14 protein-coding genes are annotated in these 17,557 nt (G+C 68.0%); 4 read left to right on the top strand and 10 right to left on the bottom strand.

The features are described 5' to 3' along the window. Positions 1-9 precede the first annotated feature (9 nt). From ACPEEZ_RS06705 to ACPEEZ_RS06685, 5 genes are all read right to left on the bottom strand, one after another. Positions 10-1,746: a peptidoglycan D,D-transpeptidase FtsI family protein gene (locus ACPEEZ_RS06705; RefSeq protein ID WP_423923982.1), complete on the bottom strand. Its 1,737-nt coding sequence runs from the start codon at positions 1,744-1,746 to the stop codon at positions 10-12. Between the two features lie 120 nt (positions 1,747-1,866). After that, positions 1,867-2,472 (bottom strand): hypothetical protein, encoded by a 606-nt coding sequence (locus ACPEEZ_RS06700; RefSeq protein WP_423923981.1) that lies wholly within the window; start codon positions 2,470-2,472, stop codon positions 1,867-1,869. After that, on the bottom strand, positions 2,469-3,419 hold the full coding sequence (gene rsmH / locus ACPEEZ_RS06695) for a 16S rRNA (cytosine(1402)-N(4))-methyltransferase RsmH (protein WP_423923980.1): 951 nt from the start codon (positions 3,417-3,419) through the stop codon (positions 2,469-2,471). The genes ACPEEZ_RS06700 and rsmH overlap by 4 nt, the downstream gene beginning before the upstream one ends. Before the next feature lie 100 nt (positions 3,420-3,519). Then, the gene (gene mraZ / locus ACPEEZ_RS06690; protein ID WP_423923979.1) at positions 3,520-3,951 is read right to left on the bottom strand and encodes a division/cell wall cluster transcriptional repressor MraZ; all 432 of its coding nucleotides are present in this window, start codon (positions 3,949-3,951) and stop codon (positions 3,520-3,522) included. 238 nt (positions 3,952-4,189) lie between these two features. Continuing rightward, on the bottom strand, positions 4,190-4,597 hold the full coding sequence (locus ACPEEZ_RS06685; RefSeq protein ID WP_423923978.1) for a DUF3040 domain-containing protein: 408 nt from the start codon (positions 4,595-4,597) through the stop codon (positions 4,190-4,192). Between the two features lie 82 nt (positions 4,598-4,679). Here ACPEEZ_RS06685 and ACPEEZ_RS06680 point away from each other — a divergent pair, with 82 nt between their 5' ends. Next, the gene (locus ACPEEZ_RS06680) at positions 4,680-5,801 is read left to right on the top strand and encodes a polyprenyl synthetase family protein (RefSeq protein ID WP_423923977.1); all 1,122 of its coding nucleotides are present in this window, start codon (positions 4,680-4,682) and stop codon (positions 5,799-5,801) included. A 55-nt stretch (positions 5,802-5,856) separates the two neighbouring features. Here the strand turns inward: ACPEEZ_RS06680 and ACPEEZ_RS06675 are convergent, their stop codons facing one another. Then, complete coding sequence (locus ACPEEZ_RS06675) at positions 5,857-6,213, bottom strand: Rv2175c family DNA-binding protein (protein WP_423923976.1); 357 nt, start codon at positions 6,211-6,213, stop codon at positions 5,857-5,859. 268 nt (positions 6,214-6,481) lie between these two features. On the opposite strand from ACPEEZ_RS06675, the gene ACPEEZ_RS06670 reads away from it, so the two are divergent. Beyond that, positions 6,482-7,759, top strand: a complete 1,278-nt coding sequence (locus ACPEEZ_RS06670; protein ID WP_423923975.1) for a LysM peptidoglycan-binding domain-containing protein — start codon at positions 6,482-6,484, stop codon at positions 7,757-7,759. Positions 7,760-7,857: 98 nt separating this feature from the next. Next, a complete protein-coding gene (gene pknB, locus ACPEEZ_RS06665; protein WP_423923974.1) occupies positions 7,858-9,819 on the top strand; it encodes a Stk1 family PASTA domain-containing Ser/Thr kinase in 1,962 nt (653 codons plus the stop codon). 109 nt (positions 9,820-9,928) lie between these two features. On the opposite strand, the gene ACPEEZ_RS06660 is transcribed toward pknB, so the two are convergent. The 3 genes from ACPEEZ_RS06660 to ACPEEZ_RS06650 form a co-directional block, all read right to left on the bottom strand. Then, positions 9,929-11,263: a class II 3-deoxy-7-phosphoheptulonate synthase gene (locus ACPEEZ_RS06660; protein WP_423924198.1), complete on the bottom strand. Its 1,335-nt coding sequence runs from the start codon at positions 11,261-11,263 to the stop codon at positions 9,929-9,931. 93 nt (positions 11,264-11,356) lie between these two features. After that, the gene (locus tag ACPEEZ_RS06655) at positions 11,357-12,064 is read right to left on the bottom strand and encodes a lysophospholipid acyltransferase family protein (RefSeq protein WP_423923973.1); all 708 of its coding nucleotides are present in this window, start codon (positions 12,062-12,064) and stop codon (positions 11,357-11,359) included. Between the two features lie 32 nt (positions 12,065-12,096). Beyond that, entirely contained in the window at positions 12,097-13,050 is a 954-nt protein-coding gene (locus ACPEEZ_RS06650) for an ROK family glucokinase (protein ID WP_423923972.1), read from the bottom strand. A gap of 108 nt (positions 13,051-13,158) precedes the next feature. On the opposite strand from ACPEEZ_RS06650, the gene ACPEEZ_RS06645 reads away from it, so the two are divergent. After that, entirely contained in the window at positions 13,159-14,994 is a 1,836-nt protein-coding gene (locus ACPEEZ_RS06645) for an AMP-dependent synthetase/ligase (protein ID WP_423923971.1), read from the top strand. Between the two features lie 44 nt (positions 14,995-15,038). Here ACPEEZ_RS06645 and ACPEEZ_RS06640 read toward each other — a convergent pair whose 3' ends face one another. Next, positions 15,039-17,375, bottom strand: a complete 2,337-nt coding sequence (locus ACPEEZ_RS06640; protein WP_423923970.1) for a hypothetical protein — start codon at positions 17,373-17,375, stop codon at positions 15,039-15,041. Between the last annotated feature and the right edge of the window lie 182 nt (positions 17,376-17,557).

Below are 17,557 nucleotides of genomic sequence, written 5' to 3'. Positions count from 1 at the left end.
CCTCTTCTCTCACCAGGTCTCGGGGATGACAGGCGCCGGCTCCGTCGAAGGAGGCACGCGATACATCTCGAGGACCTGGGACATGATCTTGTTGAAGGTCGGCGCCGCAGCGGCCGAGGTCTTCATGGTAGTGGGCTTCGTGAAGGTCACGACGACGACGTACTGCGGGTTCTCGGCCGGCGCGATGCCCGCCACCGAGACGATGCGGTCGGAACCGTAGCCACCGCCTCCGGCCTTTGCGACCTCGGCAGTACCCGTCTTCGCTGCGACACGATACCCGGGAATGGTCAGGAGCTTCGACTGCTCGCCGTCGCTGACGACCTTCTCGAGCATGTTGACGGTCGTGTCGGCGGCGTACTGCGACACGACCTGGGTGCCCTGCGTGCTCGGCTGATCCGTCACCGTGCCGTCCGGTGCCGTGCAGCCCGAGACCAGGGACGCGGGCATCCGCACACCGTGGTTCGCGAGGGTCTGGTAGATGCTCGCGAGGTGGATCGCGGTGGTCGAGACGCCCTGCCCGAACATCGTGTTGATGCTCGTCTGCTGATCCCACTGTGACGTGGGTCGGATGCCCTGCGAGGGCTCACCCGAGAAGTCGACCGCCGTCTTCTCGTTGAGACCGAACTTGACCATGTAGTCGTGGCGCTGCTCCTTCGACAGCTTCTCGCCGAGGAGCGAGATGCCGACGTTGGACGAGTCGCGGAGGACACCGGTCAGGGTCAGCTGCTCGGTCGGGTGGAACGACGCGTCGTGGATCTCGCCGCCCCAGGGGAAGGACCGCGAGTACGGCACCGTCGCGCGACTCGTCGGCGAGCCCTGGCCCGAGTCGAGCAGCATGGCGGCCGTCATCGCCTTGAACGTCGAGCCGGGCTCGTAGGACGCGGTGAAGGCCAGCGACCCGAGGTTGCCGACCGGTGTGCCGTCCACGTCGTTGGGGTCGACGGCGGGGTAGTCGGCGACGGCGAGGAGCTTGCCCGTGTCGGCCTTCATGACGACGGCCGTGGCCGACTCGGCGCCGATGGCCTGCGCCTGCTCGGCGATCGCCTGCTGGGTCATGTACTGGAGGTCGCTGTCGATGGTGAGGTTGAGGGTGCTACCCGAGACCGCCTGCTTCGTCGTGACCGTGCTGCCCGGCAGTTGCACGCCGTCGGCACCGCGCTCGTACGACTCGGAGCCGTTCGTCCCCGCGAGGCAGGAGTTCTCGGTCAGTTCGAGACCCGCCTGAGGACCATCGGTGCCGATGAAGCCGGTGAGGTTGCCCGCGACCGATCCGTTCGGATAGGTGCGTGCCGATTGACGCTCGTAATACAGGTACGAGATGCCCGAGTTCTTCAGGTCTCGGACCTTGCGGAAAGCATCGACGTCGACACCCTTCACCAGGTAGGCGAAGTTGGCGTTGGGGTCGCGGGTGATGCTCTTCATCATGGTCGCGACATCGCCGCCCGTTATCTCGGCGACCTTCTTCATGACGTCCTCGACGGTCATCGTCGTCTTCGTCTTGGCGTCGTCCCTCGACGTCACCGTGATGGTCTTCGCGAACGCGGGGGCGGCGGTGATGTTGTACCGCGTCACGCTCCCCGCCAGCACCTTGCCGTTGGCGTCCACGATGTCTCCGCGGTCGCCGTACGTCGTCTGGACGATCTCGCGCTTGTTCTGCGACTGCGAGTTCAGCTCGGCCGCCTGGACGAGCTGGATGTCGGCGAGCCGGACGACGAACACGCCGACCAGCGCGATCACCACGGCCATCGCGAGAGTCACTCGCAGGCGACGGCTTCGGGATGCAGCTTTCACGAGAGGTTCCTCACCGCGGTCGGCCTGTCAAGCCGCCCGCACTCATCGGTCGACCCGTCGTACGACGACGAATCTCTAGCGGGTCTCGGGAGCCGCCAGCTGGTTCGGGTCAGACGCTACCGACTGGCCCGCCGATTCGGTGCCCGCCGCGCCCGCCGCGGCGGAGTCGGTCGGGGTCGACCCGGCGGCGGCGGGAGTCGCGGTCGCCGGCGTCTTCGTGGCGAGGGGCACCCCGTCGAGGAGCGTGTTGGGGATGAGGTTGTCGGCCGCGCTGTCGGTGCTGCCCACGGCCGGCGTCGGATCGCCGTGGACGGCCCCCGTCGACAGGTCCAGGTAGACCGGGTTGGAGTTGCGCACCATGCCCAGGGCAGCCGCGTTGTTGGCCAGGTTCTGCGGCGACGAGAGCACGTCGAGCTGCTCGGCGTACTTCTGCTGGTCGCGGGCCAGCTCGGTCTGCTTGCCCTGCAGGTCGGAGATCTTGTAGGCCCCGTCGCTCAGCGCGATGCTGATGCCGAGCTGGGTGAGCAAGAGCACGAAGAGCGCGGCGGTCGCGATCAGGGCGTAGGCGAGTTTCGGGCGCGCACGACGTTGTTGACGACTGCTGACGATCTCGACCGCGGGACGACGCGGCTCCGACCGACGGTCGTTCTGCGGCTGCGCCAGAGCGAGGTTGGTGGTCATGCTTTTCTCCGGATTCGCTCGGCGGCACGGAGCCGCACGGGTTTCGCTCGGGGGTTCTCGTCTTTCTCGGCCTCGGACGCGAGTTCCGCGCCGCGGACGAGGAGACGGAATTCGGGGAGGTGCTCGGGGAGCTCGATCGGGAGATCGGCGGGTGCTGTCGAGGTCGTCCGGGCCGCCAACTCGCGTTTCACGAAGCGGTCCTCGAGGGACTGATAGGCCAGGACGACGATCCGGCCACCGTCGGCCAGACGATCGAGGGCGACGGGCAGGGCGGCCTCGAGGGAGGCAAGCTCGGCGTTCACCTCGATACGGAGCGCCTGGAAGACGCGCTTCGCCGGGTGCCCAGCACGCTGGAGGGCGGCCGGGGTCGCCGCGATGAGCAGGTCGACGAGTTCGCCGCTGCGGACGAGTGGCCGCTCGACACGGCTCTCGACGATCCGACGGGCGTAGCGCGGGGCGAGCTTCTCCTCGCCGTACTGGTAGAAGATGCGCCGCAGTTCCGACTCGGGGTACTCGGCCAGGATGCGCTCGGCGGTCACGGGCGAGGTCGAGTCCATCCGCATGTCGAGCGGGGCGTCCTTGGAGTAGGAGAAGCCCCGTTCGACGCGGTCGAGCTGCAGGGACGAGACACCCAGGTCGAACAGGACGGCGTCCACGTGGTCGTGGCCCAGCCCGTCGAGAGCCTGGCCGATCCCGTCGTAGGTCGTGTGGACGAGCTGCGCCCGGCCGCCGAAGCGGGCGAGCCGCTCCCCCGCGATCGTCAGCGCCTCGGTGTCGCGGTCGAGACCGACCACGGTCAAACCGTCGAAGCGCTCGAGCATCGCCTCGCTATGCCCGCCCATGCCGAGTGTCGTGTCGACGACGACGGCGCCGGGTCGCGAGAGCGCGGGGGCAAGGAGTTCGAGGGTCCGCTCGAGGAGTACCGGGGTGTGGATCTGTTCTGCCATGAGGAGCCGGGCCGGGCCCTTGGTCGAGATCCCCATCCATCCCGACCTGGCACCGGGGAAGGTGCGCCAGGGCGGACGGCTGGGAGTCACGGCCAAGGGACTAGAAGAGCCCGGGGATCACCTCCTCCGTCGTGTTCGCGAATGCGGCCTCTTGGGCCTCGTAGTAGGTGTTCCAGGCATCGGTCGCCCAGATCTCGGCACGGTTGCCCGCGCCGATCACCGTCAGGTCGCGGCCGAGGCCGGCGTAATCGCGCAGCATCGCCGGGATGGTCACGCGGTTCTGCTTGTCGGGGATCTCGTCGCTGGCACCCGAGAGGAAGAGACGCATGTAGTCGCGTCCCTCTTTGCTCGTGATCGGGGCCTGACGGATGCGCAGGTGCATGTCCTCGAATTCGCGCTGGCTGAAGACGTAGACGCACCGCTCTTGACCGCGCGTCATGACGAGGCCGGAGGCCAACTCGTCACGGAACTTCGCGGGGAGGATGATGCGCCCTTTCTCGTCGAGCTTGGGCGAGTACGTGCCGAGGAACATCCGTCGCCCCCTTAGCTCGCACCCGGTTGTGGTCCGTTACTCCACTTTACTCCACTATCCGCCACTTAGCTACGTAACCCGACACCCAAAACGAGAAAAAACCCCCGAGAGGCCCGCCAATTCGGGGGTCACGGAGGTGGAGGAGAGTGGAGTGGAGTGTGGGTGCCCGGGTGGTCAGAGGGCGCGAAAAAGGGCCGGCCCGAAGGCCGACCCTGTTGATCGAGGAGGTGGTGGGCGCCTAGTGGCGGCCGTCACCGTCCTGGCGACGATCCCATCGCTCGTTGAGGCGGTCCATCAGACCACCGCCATGCGCCTTGCCCACACCGGTGGGGCGGGAGGTGGAGGAGCGGGGAGACGGAGCCGCCGGGATGTGCGTCGACCCGCGACGCTGCGGTGGCGCGATGGCGAAGAGCGCCCCGGCGAGCATGAGCACGAAGCCGGCCACACCGATGAGCGGCTGGCGGAAGATGACTCCGGCGACGATCACCGCGATGCCGACGAGGGCGCCCAGGACACCGAGAACGATGAGCGTGTAGTTCGGTCGACCCCGGCGGGTGCCGACCGTGGCCACGAAATCGGAGTCGTTGTTGTACAGACTCCGCTCCATCTCGTCGAGGAGTCGTTGCTCCTGCTCGGAAAGCGGCATCTCTGAGTCCCTTCAGGGTGGGATCGACGCGTGAATAGTGCTCACGAGTCTAAGCCTGCAAGCAATCGCTAGGCTATGCAGCGTGGCTGAGAGTACGCGGTTAGTGGATGTCGTTCAAGAACGGATCGACGGGTTCCTCGATCGGCAGCGACCGGCGCTGAGGGCCGTCTCCGACGACCTCGACCCGTTCGCCGTGTTCTCGAGCGATCTCCTGCGCGGCGGGAAGCGCTTCCGCGCCCTGTTCTGCTATTGGGGTTGGCAGTCCGTCGCCGGGCTCGCGAGCGGCTTCGACCCCCTGCCCGGTCGCCCGGACGAACGAGAACTCGACGCCGTCATGACCGCCTCCGTGGGCCTCGAGCTGTTCCATGCGGCAGCGCTCGTCCACGACGACATCATGGACAACTCGGACACCCGCCGTGGCCGCCCGGCCGCCCATAAGCGATTCGAGGCGGTCCACCGCGACGCCGAGTGGCTGGGATCGCCCCAGGCGTACGGCACGTCGAGTGCGTTGCTGATGGGCGACCTCCTCCTGGGGTGGAGCGACGAGCTCATCAGCGAGGCCTTCGACTCTCTCGATTCCCGCGACGCCGCGCGGGCGGCCCGGGCCGAATTCAACCGCATGCGCACCGAGGTGACCCTGGGTCAGTACCTCGACATCCTCGAGGAGAACGCCTGGCAGTCGTTCGACGACGCGGCTCTCCTCAACCGAGCCCAGAAGGTCATCGTCTACAAGTCGGCCAAGTACAGCGTCGAGGCACCGCTCACCGTCGGCGGCGCCATGGCGGGCGGCACGCCCGCCCAACTCGACGCCCTCCGCGGCTTCGGACTCCCCCTCGGCATCGCGTACCAGCTGCGGGACGACCTGCTCGGCGTCTTCGGCGACCCCGACGTCACGGGCAAGCCTGCCGGCGACGATCTCCGAGAGGGGAAGCGCACCGTCCTGATCGCGACGGCGCGCAAGGCGATGCAGCCGGGCGCCGTGCGCCTCCTGGACGAGCTCCTCGGCGACCCCGATCTCGACGAGCGTCAGATCGGCATGCTGCAGGCGACGCTGCACGACTCCGGGGCCGTGCAGGCGGTCGAACAGTCGATCGCCGATCAGGTCGAGCGGGCCCAATTCGCGATCGATCACGCAGATCTCTCGCGCTCGGCGACCACTCAGCTCCGGCGCCTCGCCGACACCGTCACCCAGCGCACCTACTGATCGTCCAGAGGAGCTGACTCGTCAGAGGAGCTGACTCGTCAGAGGAGCTGACCCCCTAGAGGAGGCTCTGCGCGACGCGACGGACCTCGGCCTTGCGCCCCGCGAGCAGGGCGTCGAGCGGCGAGACGCCGAGGCTCTCCTCGACGGAGAGCATCCAGTCGAGCGCCTCGTCCTCCGTGAACGCGTTGTCGAAGAGCACGGTGATCGTGCCCTTCAGCTCGTGCAGCGGCTCGTCTCCGCGGAGGAACCCCTCCGGCACGCGGAGGACACCGTCGATCCGTGCGCCCAGCAGGACGTGGTCCTCCAACAGGCGGCGGACCCGTCCGACGCTGACGCCGAGACGCTCCACGAGATCGGGCACGGTCAACCATCGGGTGCCGTCGAACCACGGACGCTGCGAGAAATCGATCACCGGACAACTGTGCCACGGCGCGACCGGCACCGACGCCTCCGACGGTCACACCCGTCACATCCGCCTCGTTAATTGACTTGCATATACATCTGTGTCAGCGTTATCGCTGAAGACACGCCGCGCGGACCACCGTCGCGGGGTCGAGGGCGATCATGCAGCACTGTTGTGGTCGATCGTCGGCCGAGGGTCGTACAGATCACGTCGGATCCCGGGTGGCACACCCAGGAGACCGGCCCACCGTGTCGATACGACGAACCCGGGGTCCCCCATGAACGAAGATCAGCCTGGATCGGCCTTCCGCCGCTCGGTGCTCAACACCATGCCCATCGTGCTCGCGGGGTCCCTCGCGGCCGCCACACTCGGCATGACGGGGCCGGTCTTCTCGATCGACCAGGCACCGCAGCCGGTGAAGAAGCCCCTCGCCGCTCCCAAGCCCGTCGTCGTCCTCCCGGCTCAGACGGACGACGCGGATCCGGCCACCAGCGGTGTCGTCGACACGGCGGCTGCCCACGCCGCCCCGGCCTCGTACACCGTGGTCTCGGGAGACACCGTCGCCGGGATCGCAGGCCGGTTCGGTCTCAGCACCGCCTCCGTGCTCGCCCTCAACGGCTTGAGCTGGAAGAGCACCATCTTCCCCGGGCAGACCCTCAGCCTGAGCTCCACGAGCAGCCCGGCTCCGGTGACCGCCAAGCCGACGAGCGCTCCGGCCGCCGCGTCGACGCACACGATCGCCCGCGGCGACACGCTGAGCTCCATCGCCAAGAAATACGGGGTCAGCACCTCGGCGCTGCTCAGCGCGAACGGCCTGGGCCTTTCGAGCATCATCTACCCGGGCCAGTCGCTCGCGATCCCTCGCGGCGGCAGTGCGGCAGCGACACCGACCGCCATGGTGCAGGCACCCGCCGCGCCCAGCGCGGCGACGGGCGGCTACACGATCCGCACGGGCGACACCCTCGCCTCGATCGCGAAGGCGACCGGTACCACGGTGCAGAGCCTGCTGCAGGCGAACGGCCTCTCCTGGTCGAGCACCATCTACGCGGGCAAGAAGCTGACGATCCCGGGGGCGACAGCAGTCGCCTCGGCCGCACCGGCCGTGGTGATCGAGACCGCCGCCAAGACCCCGTTCGCGCCGACGACGTCGCTCACCGACGAGCAGAAGCACAGCGCCCGGACGATCATCTCGGTCGGGCGCCAGATCGGCGCATCCGACCAGGCCATCGTCATCGCGCTGGCGGCCGCGGCACAGGAGTCGAGCCTCCGGAACATCCACTACGGCGACCGGGACTCGGTGGGTCTCTTCCAGCAGCGCCCGAGCACCGGCTGGGGTACCGTCGCCCAGCTGACCGACCCCGTGCACGCCACGAAGCTGTTCTTCGGCGGCAAGACGAACCCGAACAAGGGCTTCACCAAAGGCCTTCTCGACGTGACGAACTGGTCCGGCATGTCGGTCACCCAGGCGGCTCAGGCCGTCCAGTACTCGGCCTACCCGACGGCATACGCCAAGTGGGAGGCTCCGGCTCGGGAGTGGCTGAGGACACTCGGCTGACACCGTCCCAGGTAACGGTCTGACAACGACTCTTCCATTGTCGCCGCGACGGTGAGTCAGTTCGTTCGAGCGATGCTCTTGTCCGTAAAATCGCGGGGGTGAGCACGAACCAGACTGACCCGATGATCGGCCGGCTCATCGACGGTCGCTACCAGGTCCGTTCGCGCATCGCCCGCGGCGGCATGGCCACCGTGTACCTCGCCACCGACCTCCGCCTCGAGCGCCGGGTCGCGATCAAGATCATGCACGGCCACCTGGCCGACGACGCCCAGTTCAAGGAGCGTTTCATCCAGGAGGCGCGGTCGGCGGCCCGTCTGGCCCACCCCAACGTCGTCAACGTCTTCGATCAGGGTCAAGACGACGAGAGCGCGTATCTCGTCATGGAGTACCTGCCCGGTATCACACTGCGCGAGCTCCTGCAGGATCACAAGGTGCTCACCTCCGACCAGGCGATGGACATCTTGGAGGCCGTGCTGTCGGGTCTGGCGGCCGCCCACCGCGCCGGGATCGTCCATCGCGACCTGAAGCCCGAGAACGTGCTGCTGGCCGACGACGGCCGGATCAAGATCGGGGACTTCGGGCTCGCGCGCGCCGCCACCGCGAACACGGCCACGGGCGCGGCCCTGCTCGGCACGATCGCCTACCTCTCGCCCGAGCTGGTCACCCGCGGCATCGCGGACACCCGCAGCGACATCTACGCGCTCGGCATCATGCTGTACGAGATGCTGACCGGCGAGCAACCCTACAAGGGCGAGCAGCCCATGCAGATCGCGTACCAGCACGCGAACGACACCGTCCCCACGCCCAGCACGGCGAATCCGCGCGTCCCGGCCGAACTCGACGAGCTCGTGCTCTGGGCGACCGCGCGCGACCCCGATCAACGACCTCGGGATGCCCGAGCCCTCCTCGACCAGGTCGTCGACGTGCAACGTGCGTTGGCCGACCCCAGCGGCCCGCCGGCGAACAAGACGATGGTGCTGCCGGCGGCCACGGCCGTGACAGCCGCCACCTCGGTACTCCCCCGCGGTGGCACGACGGGCGAGACGCAGGTCGTACCCAAGGCACGCCACCGGACCGGCCCGATCACCGCCTCCCCCGCTGACGCCCTGTCCTCCGCCGCGACACGTCGTCGACGCCGGGGCTTCGTCTGGTTCGCCGTCATCGTCGTGCTGGCCCTCGTCGTGGGCGGCGTGGGCTTCTGGTTCGGCTCGGGCCCCGGTGCCCAGGCCGCCGTCCCCGACGTGTCGGGTCAGAGCGTCGAACAGGCGTCGACGGGTCTGACCGACGCCGGGTTCGCGGTCGCCGGGACGAATCGCGACGCGACCTCCCCGACCGTGCCGTCGGGCCAGGTCATCGGCACGGACCCCGATGCGTCCTCACGCGTCCAGAAGGGAACCGAGATCACGCTGATCGTGTCGCAGGGCCCCAAGATGCTCGACCTGCCGGCCGTGGTCGGCCAGTCGCAAGACCAAGCCGCCAGCGCCCTCGCCGCCTTCTCGCTCGCCGACCCGATGAGCCGTTTCGACGACCAGGCGGCCGGGACGGTCCTGGCGATCGCCGGGGTGGACGGCACGGGTGCCGCGGTCGACCTCAACGGGGTCGCCCAGTACGGCGAGCAGCAGCCGATCACGCTGACCGTCTCGCTCGGGCCCGTCCCCGATGTGGCGGGCAAGTCGGTCGGCGACGCCCAGGCGGCTCTCGCAGCCGTCGAGCTCACGGGCACACCGAGCACGAGCGAGTACAGCGACACCGTCGGCGAAGGACTGGTGATCCGGTCGGAACAGACGACCGACGGCCCCCTCACGAAGGGTTCGACGCTGAACCTGGTCACGTCGAAGGGCCCGCCTCCCGTGGCCGTTCCCGACGTCACGGGCAAGTCCCTCAACGCGGCGACCGCGCAGCTCCAGCGCCTCGGGCTCAAGGCGAGCTACGACGACTGCACCAACGTGTTGTGCGCCGTCCTCGACTGGAAGAACTCGCTGACGGTCTCGAGCACGAACCCGGGTGCGGGAGAGACCGTGGCCAAGGGAACGACCATCCGTCTCGAGTACCGGCAGTAGCCAACCGGGTACGGCACCGCCGACGGCGGTCGGCAACCGACTCCGCCTCGATACGCCGAAGGCCCCAGGCGCCCGCAACGCGAGCGGCTGGGGCCTTCGTCGTCCGGGGTCAGCGGTTGGTGGCCGACAGCTCTTCGGACACCAGGAACGCGAGTTCGAGCGACTGCATGTGGTTGAGGCGCGGGTCGCAGAGCGACTCGTAGCGAGTCGCGAGCGTCGCCTCGTCGATGTGCTCGGAGCCACCGAGACACTCGGTCACGTCGTCGCCGGTCAGCTCGATGTGGATGCCGCCCGGGTGCGTCCCCGCGGCGCGGTGGGCCTCGAAGAAGCCCTTGACCTCGTCGACGATCTCTTCGAACCGACGTGTCTTGTAGCCGGTCGGCGTGGTCATGCCGTTGCCGTGCATCGGGTCGCTCACCCAGAGTGGCGTCGCGTCGGCTTTCTTGATCGCCTCGAGGAGCGGCGGCAACGCCGAGCGGATCTTGCCCGCCCCCATGCGCGTGATGAAGGTGAGACGCCCCGGCTCACGGTCGGGGTCGAGCTTGTCGATGAGGCGCAGCATGTCGTCGGGCGTCGTCGTGGGCCCGAGCTTGACGCCGATCGGGTTGCGGACCCGGGACAGGAAATCGACGTGGGCGCCGTCCAGATCGCGGGTGCGCTCACCGATCCAGACGAAATGCGACGAGAGCACGTAGGGGGTGCCGGTCCGCGAATCGATGCGCGTCATCGGACGCTCGTAGTCCATCAGCAACGCCTCGTGGGACGTGTAGAACTCGACGCGCTTCAGCTCGTCGAAGTCAGCGCCCGCGGCCTCCATGAACCGGATGGCCTTGTCGATCTCGCGGGCCAGGTGCTCGTACTGCGCGTTCGCAGGGTTGGAGGCGAAGCCCTTGTTCCAGCTGTGCACCTGGCGGAGGTCGGCGAAACCGCCCTGCGTGAAGGCGCGGATGAGATTGATGGTCGACGCGGACGTGTGGTAGCCCTTGACGAGTCGCGCCGGGTCGGCCGTGCGGGACTCGGGCGTGAAGTCGTACCCGTTCACGATGTCACCGCGGTAGGCCGGCAGGGTCACGCCGTCGCGTGTCTCGTCGTCGCTCGAGCGCGGCTTGGCGAACTGGCCGGCCATGCGGCCCATCTTGATGACGGGAACGGACGCGCCGTACGTCAACACGACCGCCATCTGCAGGATGGTCTTGACGCGGTCACGGATCTGATCAGCTGTGGCCCCGGCGAACGTCTCGGCGCAGTCACCGCCCTGGAGGAGGAAGCCCTGACCCGTCGCCGCGGCCGCGAGCCGGTCACGCAGCGTGTCGACCTCGCCCGCGAACACGAGCGGCGGCAGCGTCGCGATCTCGTCGGAGGCAGCCTGCACGGCCGTCGCATCCGGCCAGGACGGCTGCTGCTTGATCGGGAGCGTGCGCCAATAGTCGAGACCGTCGATCACGTCGGGATCGGATGAGACGAACGGTTCGGTGAGCTGGGTCACGATCTTCCTTGCAGGTAGAAGAGTGGGACGGACGTATCCCGACAAGCGAGCCTATCGTCTCTGCCGCGACGACCGCTTCGAGCTCGGTCGCCGCTCTTTCACCGAGGTCGCGTAGACGTCGCTGTACTCCTGGCCGCTCAGGGCGTTGAGCTCGTACATGATCTCGTCGGTGATGGACCGGAGGATGAACCGGTCGCCTTCCATACCCTCGAAGCGACTGAAGTCGAGGGGCTTGCCGAAGACCACGCCGATGCGATGGATCTTGGGCAGCTTCGACCCGATCACCATCACCTTCTCGGTCTCGATCATCGCGACCGGGATGACGGGGACGTGCCCTTCGAGGATCATCCGCGCCACGCCCGTCCGGCCCCGGTACATCTTGCCGTCGGGGCTGCGCGTCCCCTCGGGGTAGATGCCGAGCTGCTCGCCTCGGCGGAGAACGGCGAGGCCGGTCGCCAGGGATGCCTCGGACGCCTTGCCGCCGGATCGGTCGATGGAGAGCTGGCCCGTCGCCGTGAAGAACAGGCGCGTGGCCCATCCCTTGATGCCCTTGCCGGTGAAGTAGTCGCTCTTCGCCAGGAACGAGATGCGGCGGTCGAGGGCGAGCGGCAAGAAGATCGAGTCGACGAACGACAGGTGGTTGCTCGCGAAGATCACGGCGCCGGACGCGGGGACGTTCTCTCGGCCCCGAACCCACGGCCGGAAGATCGACAGCATCAGGGGGCTCGCGATGAACGTCTTCAAGAACCAGTAGAGCAACGGCGCCCCCTTCTCGTCGAGCGTTGGGGAGTCTAGCGGCCGGCCACGTGGACGCGCGCCAGATCGGCCGCACCGACCACACCCGCGTCGTTGACCAGCTCGGCGATCACGAACTCGGGCTCGGGGTGGAACCCGCGAGCGGGCAGGTGCGCGAGGTAGGCCTCGCGGACCGGCTCGAGCAACAGCTCACCCGACTGGGCGACGCCGCCGCCGAAGACGAAGAGCTGAGGGTCGAGGATCGCCGACAAGGAGGCGCACGCCTGCCCCAACCACGAACCGAGCTCGCGCAGCGCCGACACGGCCCCGGGGTCGCCCTGCATCATGAGGTCGCTGACGATGTGCCCGTCGAGCGCCCCGCCGTTCGCCGCCCGCGCGTCGGCGAGGGGGCCACCGATCCCGCCCCGGTCGGCCACCTCGCCAGCCATGCGGAGGAGTGCGCGACCCGAACCGTACTGCTCGATGCAGCCGTGGGCGCCGCAGCCGCAGAGCAGCCCGTCGGGGACGATGCGCATGTGGCCGAGCTCGCCGCCCGTGCCGAAGCCCCCGCGGAGCAGGCGGTCCTGGGCGACGATGGCGCCCCCGACGCCGGTGCCGATCGTGAGCATCGTCATGTCGCTGGCGAGGCGCCCGGCCCCGAAGCGGAACTCGGCCCACCCCGCGGCGTTCGCGTCGTTGTCGATCGTGATGTGCAGGTCGAGCCGCTCGGCCAGTCGGGCACGGAGGGGCTCGTTCCGCCACGCGATGTTGGGCGTGTAGTAGACGGTGGACTGGGCCGCGTCGATGAAGCCGGGTGCCGCGACACCCGCGGCGACGACGTCGGGGTGCTCGGCCTGGAGCGACGAGATCATGTCGACGACGGCATCCACGATCGCCTCGGCGTCGCCCGCCTGCGTGGGGATGCGCTTCTCGGCGACGATCTCACCGAGTTCGGTGACCACCCCGCCCGCGATCTTCGTTCCGCCGATGTCGATTCCGATGGCCTGCACGAGCGTCGAGTCTAGTCCGAGAGACGACTGTCAGGGGCCCGCCAGCACCGCGCGATGGCCTGCCTATAGGGTGGAGGGACCATTTCGTTCGGTACCAAGGGAGTTGCCGTGAACGACTACATCCATCCCCCCGCAGTGGAGGCCGACGTGAACGCCAACGCGACCGACCTGCTCCTCGACCGAGTCAGGGACACGCCCGATGCGCCGCTGTTCGCGGTGCCCGACGGCAGGGGCGGCTGGTCCGACGTGACCGCGCGCGCGTTCCTCGACCAGGTCACGGGCCTCGCCAAGGGCCTCGTCGCCGCGGGCATCCAGCCGGGCGACAAGATCGGCCTCATGTGCCGCACGCGCTACGAGTGGACGCTGATCGACTTCGCGACCTGGTTCGCCGGCGCACTGCTCGTCCCGGTGTACGAGACGTCGTCCCCGTCCCAGGTGCACTGGAATCTCAGCGACTCCGGCGCGACGGCGATGATCGTCGAGACCGCCGACCACTTCGCCCGGCTCGACGAGGTCCGACCCGAGCTTCCCGAGATCCGTGACGTGTGGCAGATCGACCTCGGCGATCTGTCGAAGCTCACGGCAGCCGGTGCCGACGTGACGGACGCCGAGATCGAGCGACGACGCGCCCTCGCCACCGAGTCCGACGTCGCGACGATCATCTACACGTCGGGCACGACCGGTCGCCCCAAGGGCTGTGTCCTCACGCACGGCAACTTCGTCGAGACCAGCCGCAATGCGGCCGTCGCGATGTCCGACGTGGTCGCGCCCGGCGCCTCCACGTTGCTCTTCGTGACCACGGCGCACGTCTTCGCCCGCTTCATCGCCGTCATGTCGGTGCACGCCGGCGTCAAGGTCGGTCACCAGGCCGACACCAAGCAGCTGCTGCCCGCCCTCGCGTCGTTCCGACCGAGCTTCCTGCTGGCCGTGCCGCGCGTCTTCGAGAAGGTCTACAACTCGGCCGAGCAGAAGGCCGAGTCGGGTGGGCGCGGTGCGATCTTCCGTCGGGCCGCCGACATCGCGATCGCGCACTCGAAGGCGCTCGACGAGGGCCGGGTGCCGCTGCCGCTGCGTCTCCGCTTCGCGCTGTACGACGCCCTGGTCTACAGCAAGCTCAAGAAGGCGATGGGCGGCAACATCCGCTACGCCGTGTCCGGCTCGGCACCGCTCGGGTCGCGGCTCGGGCACTTCTTCCGCAGTCTCGACATCCGGGTGCTCGAGGGCTACGGGCTCACGGAGACGACGGCACCCGCGACGGTCAACCTCGTCTCTCGGTTCAAAATCGGCACGGTCGGCCCGGCACTGCCCGGGGTGGGTGTCCGGATCGCCGACGACGGCGAGATCCAGATCACGGGCGTGAACGTCTTCGGCGGCTATTGGAACAACCCCGAGGCGACGGCCGAGGTCATGGACGGCGAGTGGTTCAAGACCGGCGACCTCGGTGCCCTCGACTCCGACGGCTACCTGACCATCACCGGTCGCAAGAAGGAGATCATCGTGACGGCGGGTGGCAAGAACGTCGCGCCAGCCGTCCTGGAGGACCCGATCCGTGCGAACCCGCTGGTCGGTCAGGTGGTCGTCGTCGGCGACGGACGCCCGTTCATCTCCGCGCTCGTGACGCTCGACACCGAGATGCTGCCGGTCTGGCTGAACAACAACAAGGAGGCCGCGGACATGTCCCTGGCCGAAGCCGCCGAGAATCCCAAGGTCCTCGCCGAGATCCAGCGGGCCGTCGACGCCGCCAACGGCCTCGTCTCCCGCGCGGAGTCGATCCGGAAGTTCACTGTCCTCCCCCTCGAGCTGACCGAGGCGAGCGGCCACCTGACACCCAAGATGAGTGTCAAGCGCGCCGTCGTGGTGAAGGATTTCGCCTCGGACATCGACGACATCTACACCGTCTACCCGACGACCGAGTCGGTCAGGACGATCACGCCGGGTCGCTGAGACGGGGTCGCGCGGGCATCTAGCGCCCCCAACCCCGAGTCATATCACACCCGCTTGCAGGCCATCGTCGGATTCTCGCCGCCCGCGTCGTCGATCGCATACACGCAGACGGTCGAGCCGGGCGCCGCGGTGACAGTCGCCTGGTAACCGTGCCGTCCTCCCCAGTCGGGGTAGACCCGCGCTATGTCGCTCCTATCCATCGACGCCGTCGTGCTAGTGGCACCTCGACCGTCGACGTACACGTGGACATCGATGCTATTTGCCGTGTCGGGATCGATGGCCCACCCGCGTACCGTCACAGAGCCTCCCGATCTCGTCACAGTGTCGAAGGCCCCGAACGGTCGAGGGTCGACGGTAACCGACCGACAGCCCAGGAGCGTGTTGCTCCCACCGGAGGTGTCGATGCCGTAGGCGCAGGCCTGATAGTCCCCGGCCGCCCGGGTCATATCCGAACGGTAGCCATGGCCGTCACCGTAACTGGGCCAGGACCGTGCCACGTCGGGTCGTGATCGATCAGCCGTCGCCTGGACCCCCTTGGCGCCAACGTAGAAGTGAACAGGGATGGACGCCGATGTATCGGGATCGATCGCCCAGCCCTCGGCGCGCAGGCCTCCCGGGATGCGCGTTACGGAGTCGAGAGAGCCCGCGGGGCGCGGATCGACGTCGACGTCACGGCAGCCGAGCTCGATATCAGAACCACTGCCGACATTCACTGCCGTTGCGCAGACGCTGTGCCGACCGGACGAGAGAGGGACGGATTGCTCGTAACCCGTCCCGAGTGGAGCCCCGGGCACTGCACGCTGCACGTCGGCTCGAGGCTGACCGCTGGTCGACGTCGCGACGACAGGACCTCCACGCCCATCGGTTACGCGGACACTCATCGGCTGGTTCGTATCCGGGTCATGGACCCACCCCCGGACCAGCGCGCCACCGGGTGCCCTGCTGATCTGATCGACGCTGCCACGGGGATCGCGCGACGCGTCACGCAACATCGTCACCGCGGTCTTCGAAACTGCGAGAGCGCCACCGCCGATGGGATGACGCAGGATGACCTGCACCCGGTACGACCCCTGCGGTCGTGATCCCAGATCGAAAAGGACCGAGTTGGCGCCCTGAGATACGGGAACGCCGGAAGCGATGGTCTCGTACGGCGTTCCTGATGCACCCGTGCCTACCTTGACGTCGGCGGTCGTCCCGGAGACCCAGGCATTGTCATGAAACCGAACCGTCGTCGACTGGCGCGCCTCCGGGTCGGCCCGCAGGGCCAACGACTTGAGGTTCCACGTGGCCGCGCCCGGGTCCTCATTGGGATCGAACCGCACAGAAGTGACCGTCTGACCGGCCCATCCAACCCTGGGACCCCCGGACTCGGGGTCGGTGACGGAGCCGGCGGCAAGATCCAGATAGACCTCGCGGCCGTTACCCTTCGACCACGTCAGAATGTCATCGCTCACCTGAGGCGTCGTCGTCGACTGAACGCCCCAAATGAGCCTTGCCATCTTGCCGCCGCCCTCCGCGTCGTTCAGGTCGAACGCACCGTCATAGGTCATTTCAAACGACATGTGGTGGTACTTCGACGCGTTAAACGGTGCCACGGCGAACGACACCTGGGGATCGTTGCGGACGGGCGCGGAGTTTGTCGCCGTCATGCCGCGCGAGCCGTAACCCGATACCGTCGCGTTCGTGACTCGGACCCCGGCCGCGTTGGCTGATGCCGCAGACGTCAGCAGCCACGGGGAGCCGCGCTGGGCGGTGGCAATGTCTTGACCCTCGAGGGGAGTCGGGCTGTCGATGACCGGAATAGGAATAGCCTCGATCGACACGTCGGAGTATGTTCCTGGCGGGAGGCTGGCGTGCGGCCGCTCGGGCGAGAACAGTCGCATCCAGTCCATGGAGGCCCGGACGGTCGCCGCCCCGTCGGGGAGGACGACCGGCTGGATCATGAGCCCGGTGACGTTGGCCTTTGTCCATGGCTGCTTCGCCGCGAGGATCGACGTGCCGTCGAGGGCAATATCGTAGACATGGTCACCAGGCACGAGGGGAAAAGTCAGTCCGCCGCCGCAGGTCGCGGCGAGCGATCGGCACGTGAACCAATAGATGGCGCCGATTCCCCTCGCCGGTTGGTCCATGCGGAAGGACAGGTGCTTGTACCGCGTCGGCGTGATGGGTGAGGCCGCCCCGTCACGACCGTAAGGCAGCGATCCGTCGATGCTCGCCACGGGCTGGAACGTCGTGCCAGGTCGGATGTCGATGATTAATTTGCCGCCCGATACGGAGATAGACGGGGAGTTGCTGAGATCCGTGTTCTGGTCCTCCGCGTTGGCGTAGTCCCAGGGGTCGCCGTAGTTCTCCGACGCAAAATCAGGCGATTCGGCTTCCACCGGAACAGCAGCACTCGCCCCAGGAACGGCGGGAGCAGCCACGATGGGAACGAGGCCGACAGGTACCGCCACTGCCAATCCGAGGAAGAGGGCGGTCGTCCGCGACCTCGTATCGGTCCTTCTCCGGAATGCGCGCATAGAGACTCCCTGATCCTGGACACCCGTGTCGAGGTGTCCCCCTG

The sequence above is a fragment of the Frigoribacterium sp. 2-23 genome, assembly GCF_049601585.1.
GTDB lineage: Bacteria > Actinomycetota > Actinomycetes > Actinomycetales > Microbacteriaceae > Frigoribacterium.
Note: the sequence above shows the minus strand (reverse complement) of the source record. Positions and strands in the feature narration are given on the sequence as shown.

What these genes read in the sequence shown, in the direction of transcription:
- ACPEEZ_RS06670 (WP_423923975.1), top strand. Translation starts at nt 6,482, where the DNA reads ATGAACGAAGATCAGCCTGGATCGGCCTTCCGCCGCTCGGTGCTCAAC.
- ACPEEZ_RS06705 (WP_423923982.1), bottom strand. Translation starts at nt 1,746, where the DNA reads ATGGCCGTGGTGATCGCGCTGGTCGGCGTGTTCGTCGTCCGGCTCGCC.
- mraZ (WP_423923979.1), bottom strand. Translation starts at nt 3,951, where the DNA reads ATGTTCCTCGGCACGTACTCGCCCAAGCTCGACGAGAAAGGGCGCATC.
- rsmH (WP_423923980.1), bottom strand. Translation starts at nt 3,419, where the DNA reads ATGGCAGAACAGATCCACACCCCGGTACTCCTCGAGCGGACCCTCGAA.
- ACPEEZ_RS06700 (WP_423923981.1), bottom strand. Translation starts at nt 2,472, where the DNA reads ATGACCACCAACCTCGCTCTGGCGCAGCCGCAGAACGACCGTCGGTCG.
- ACPEEZ_RS06685 (WP_423923978.1), bottom strand. Translation starts at nt 4,597, where the DNA reads ATGCCGCTTTCCGAGCAGGAGCAACGACTCCTCGACGAGATGGAGCGG.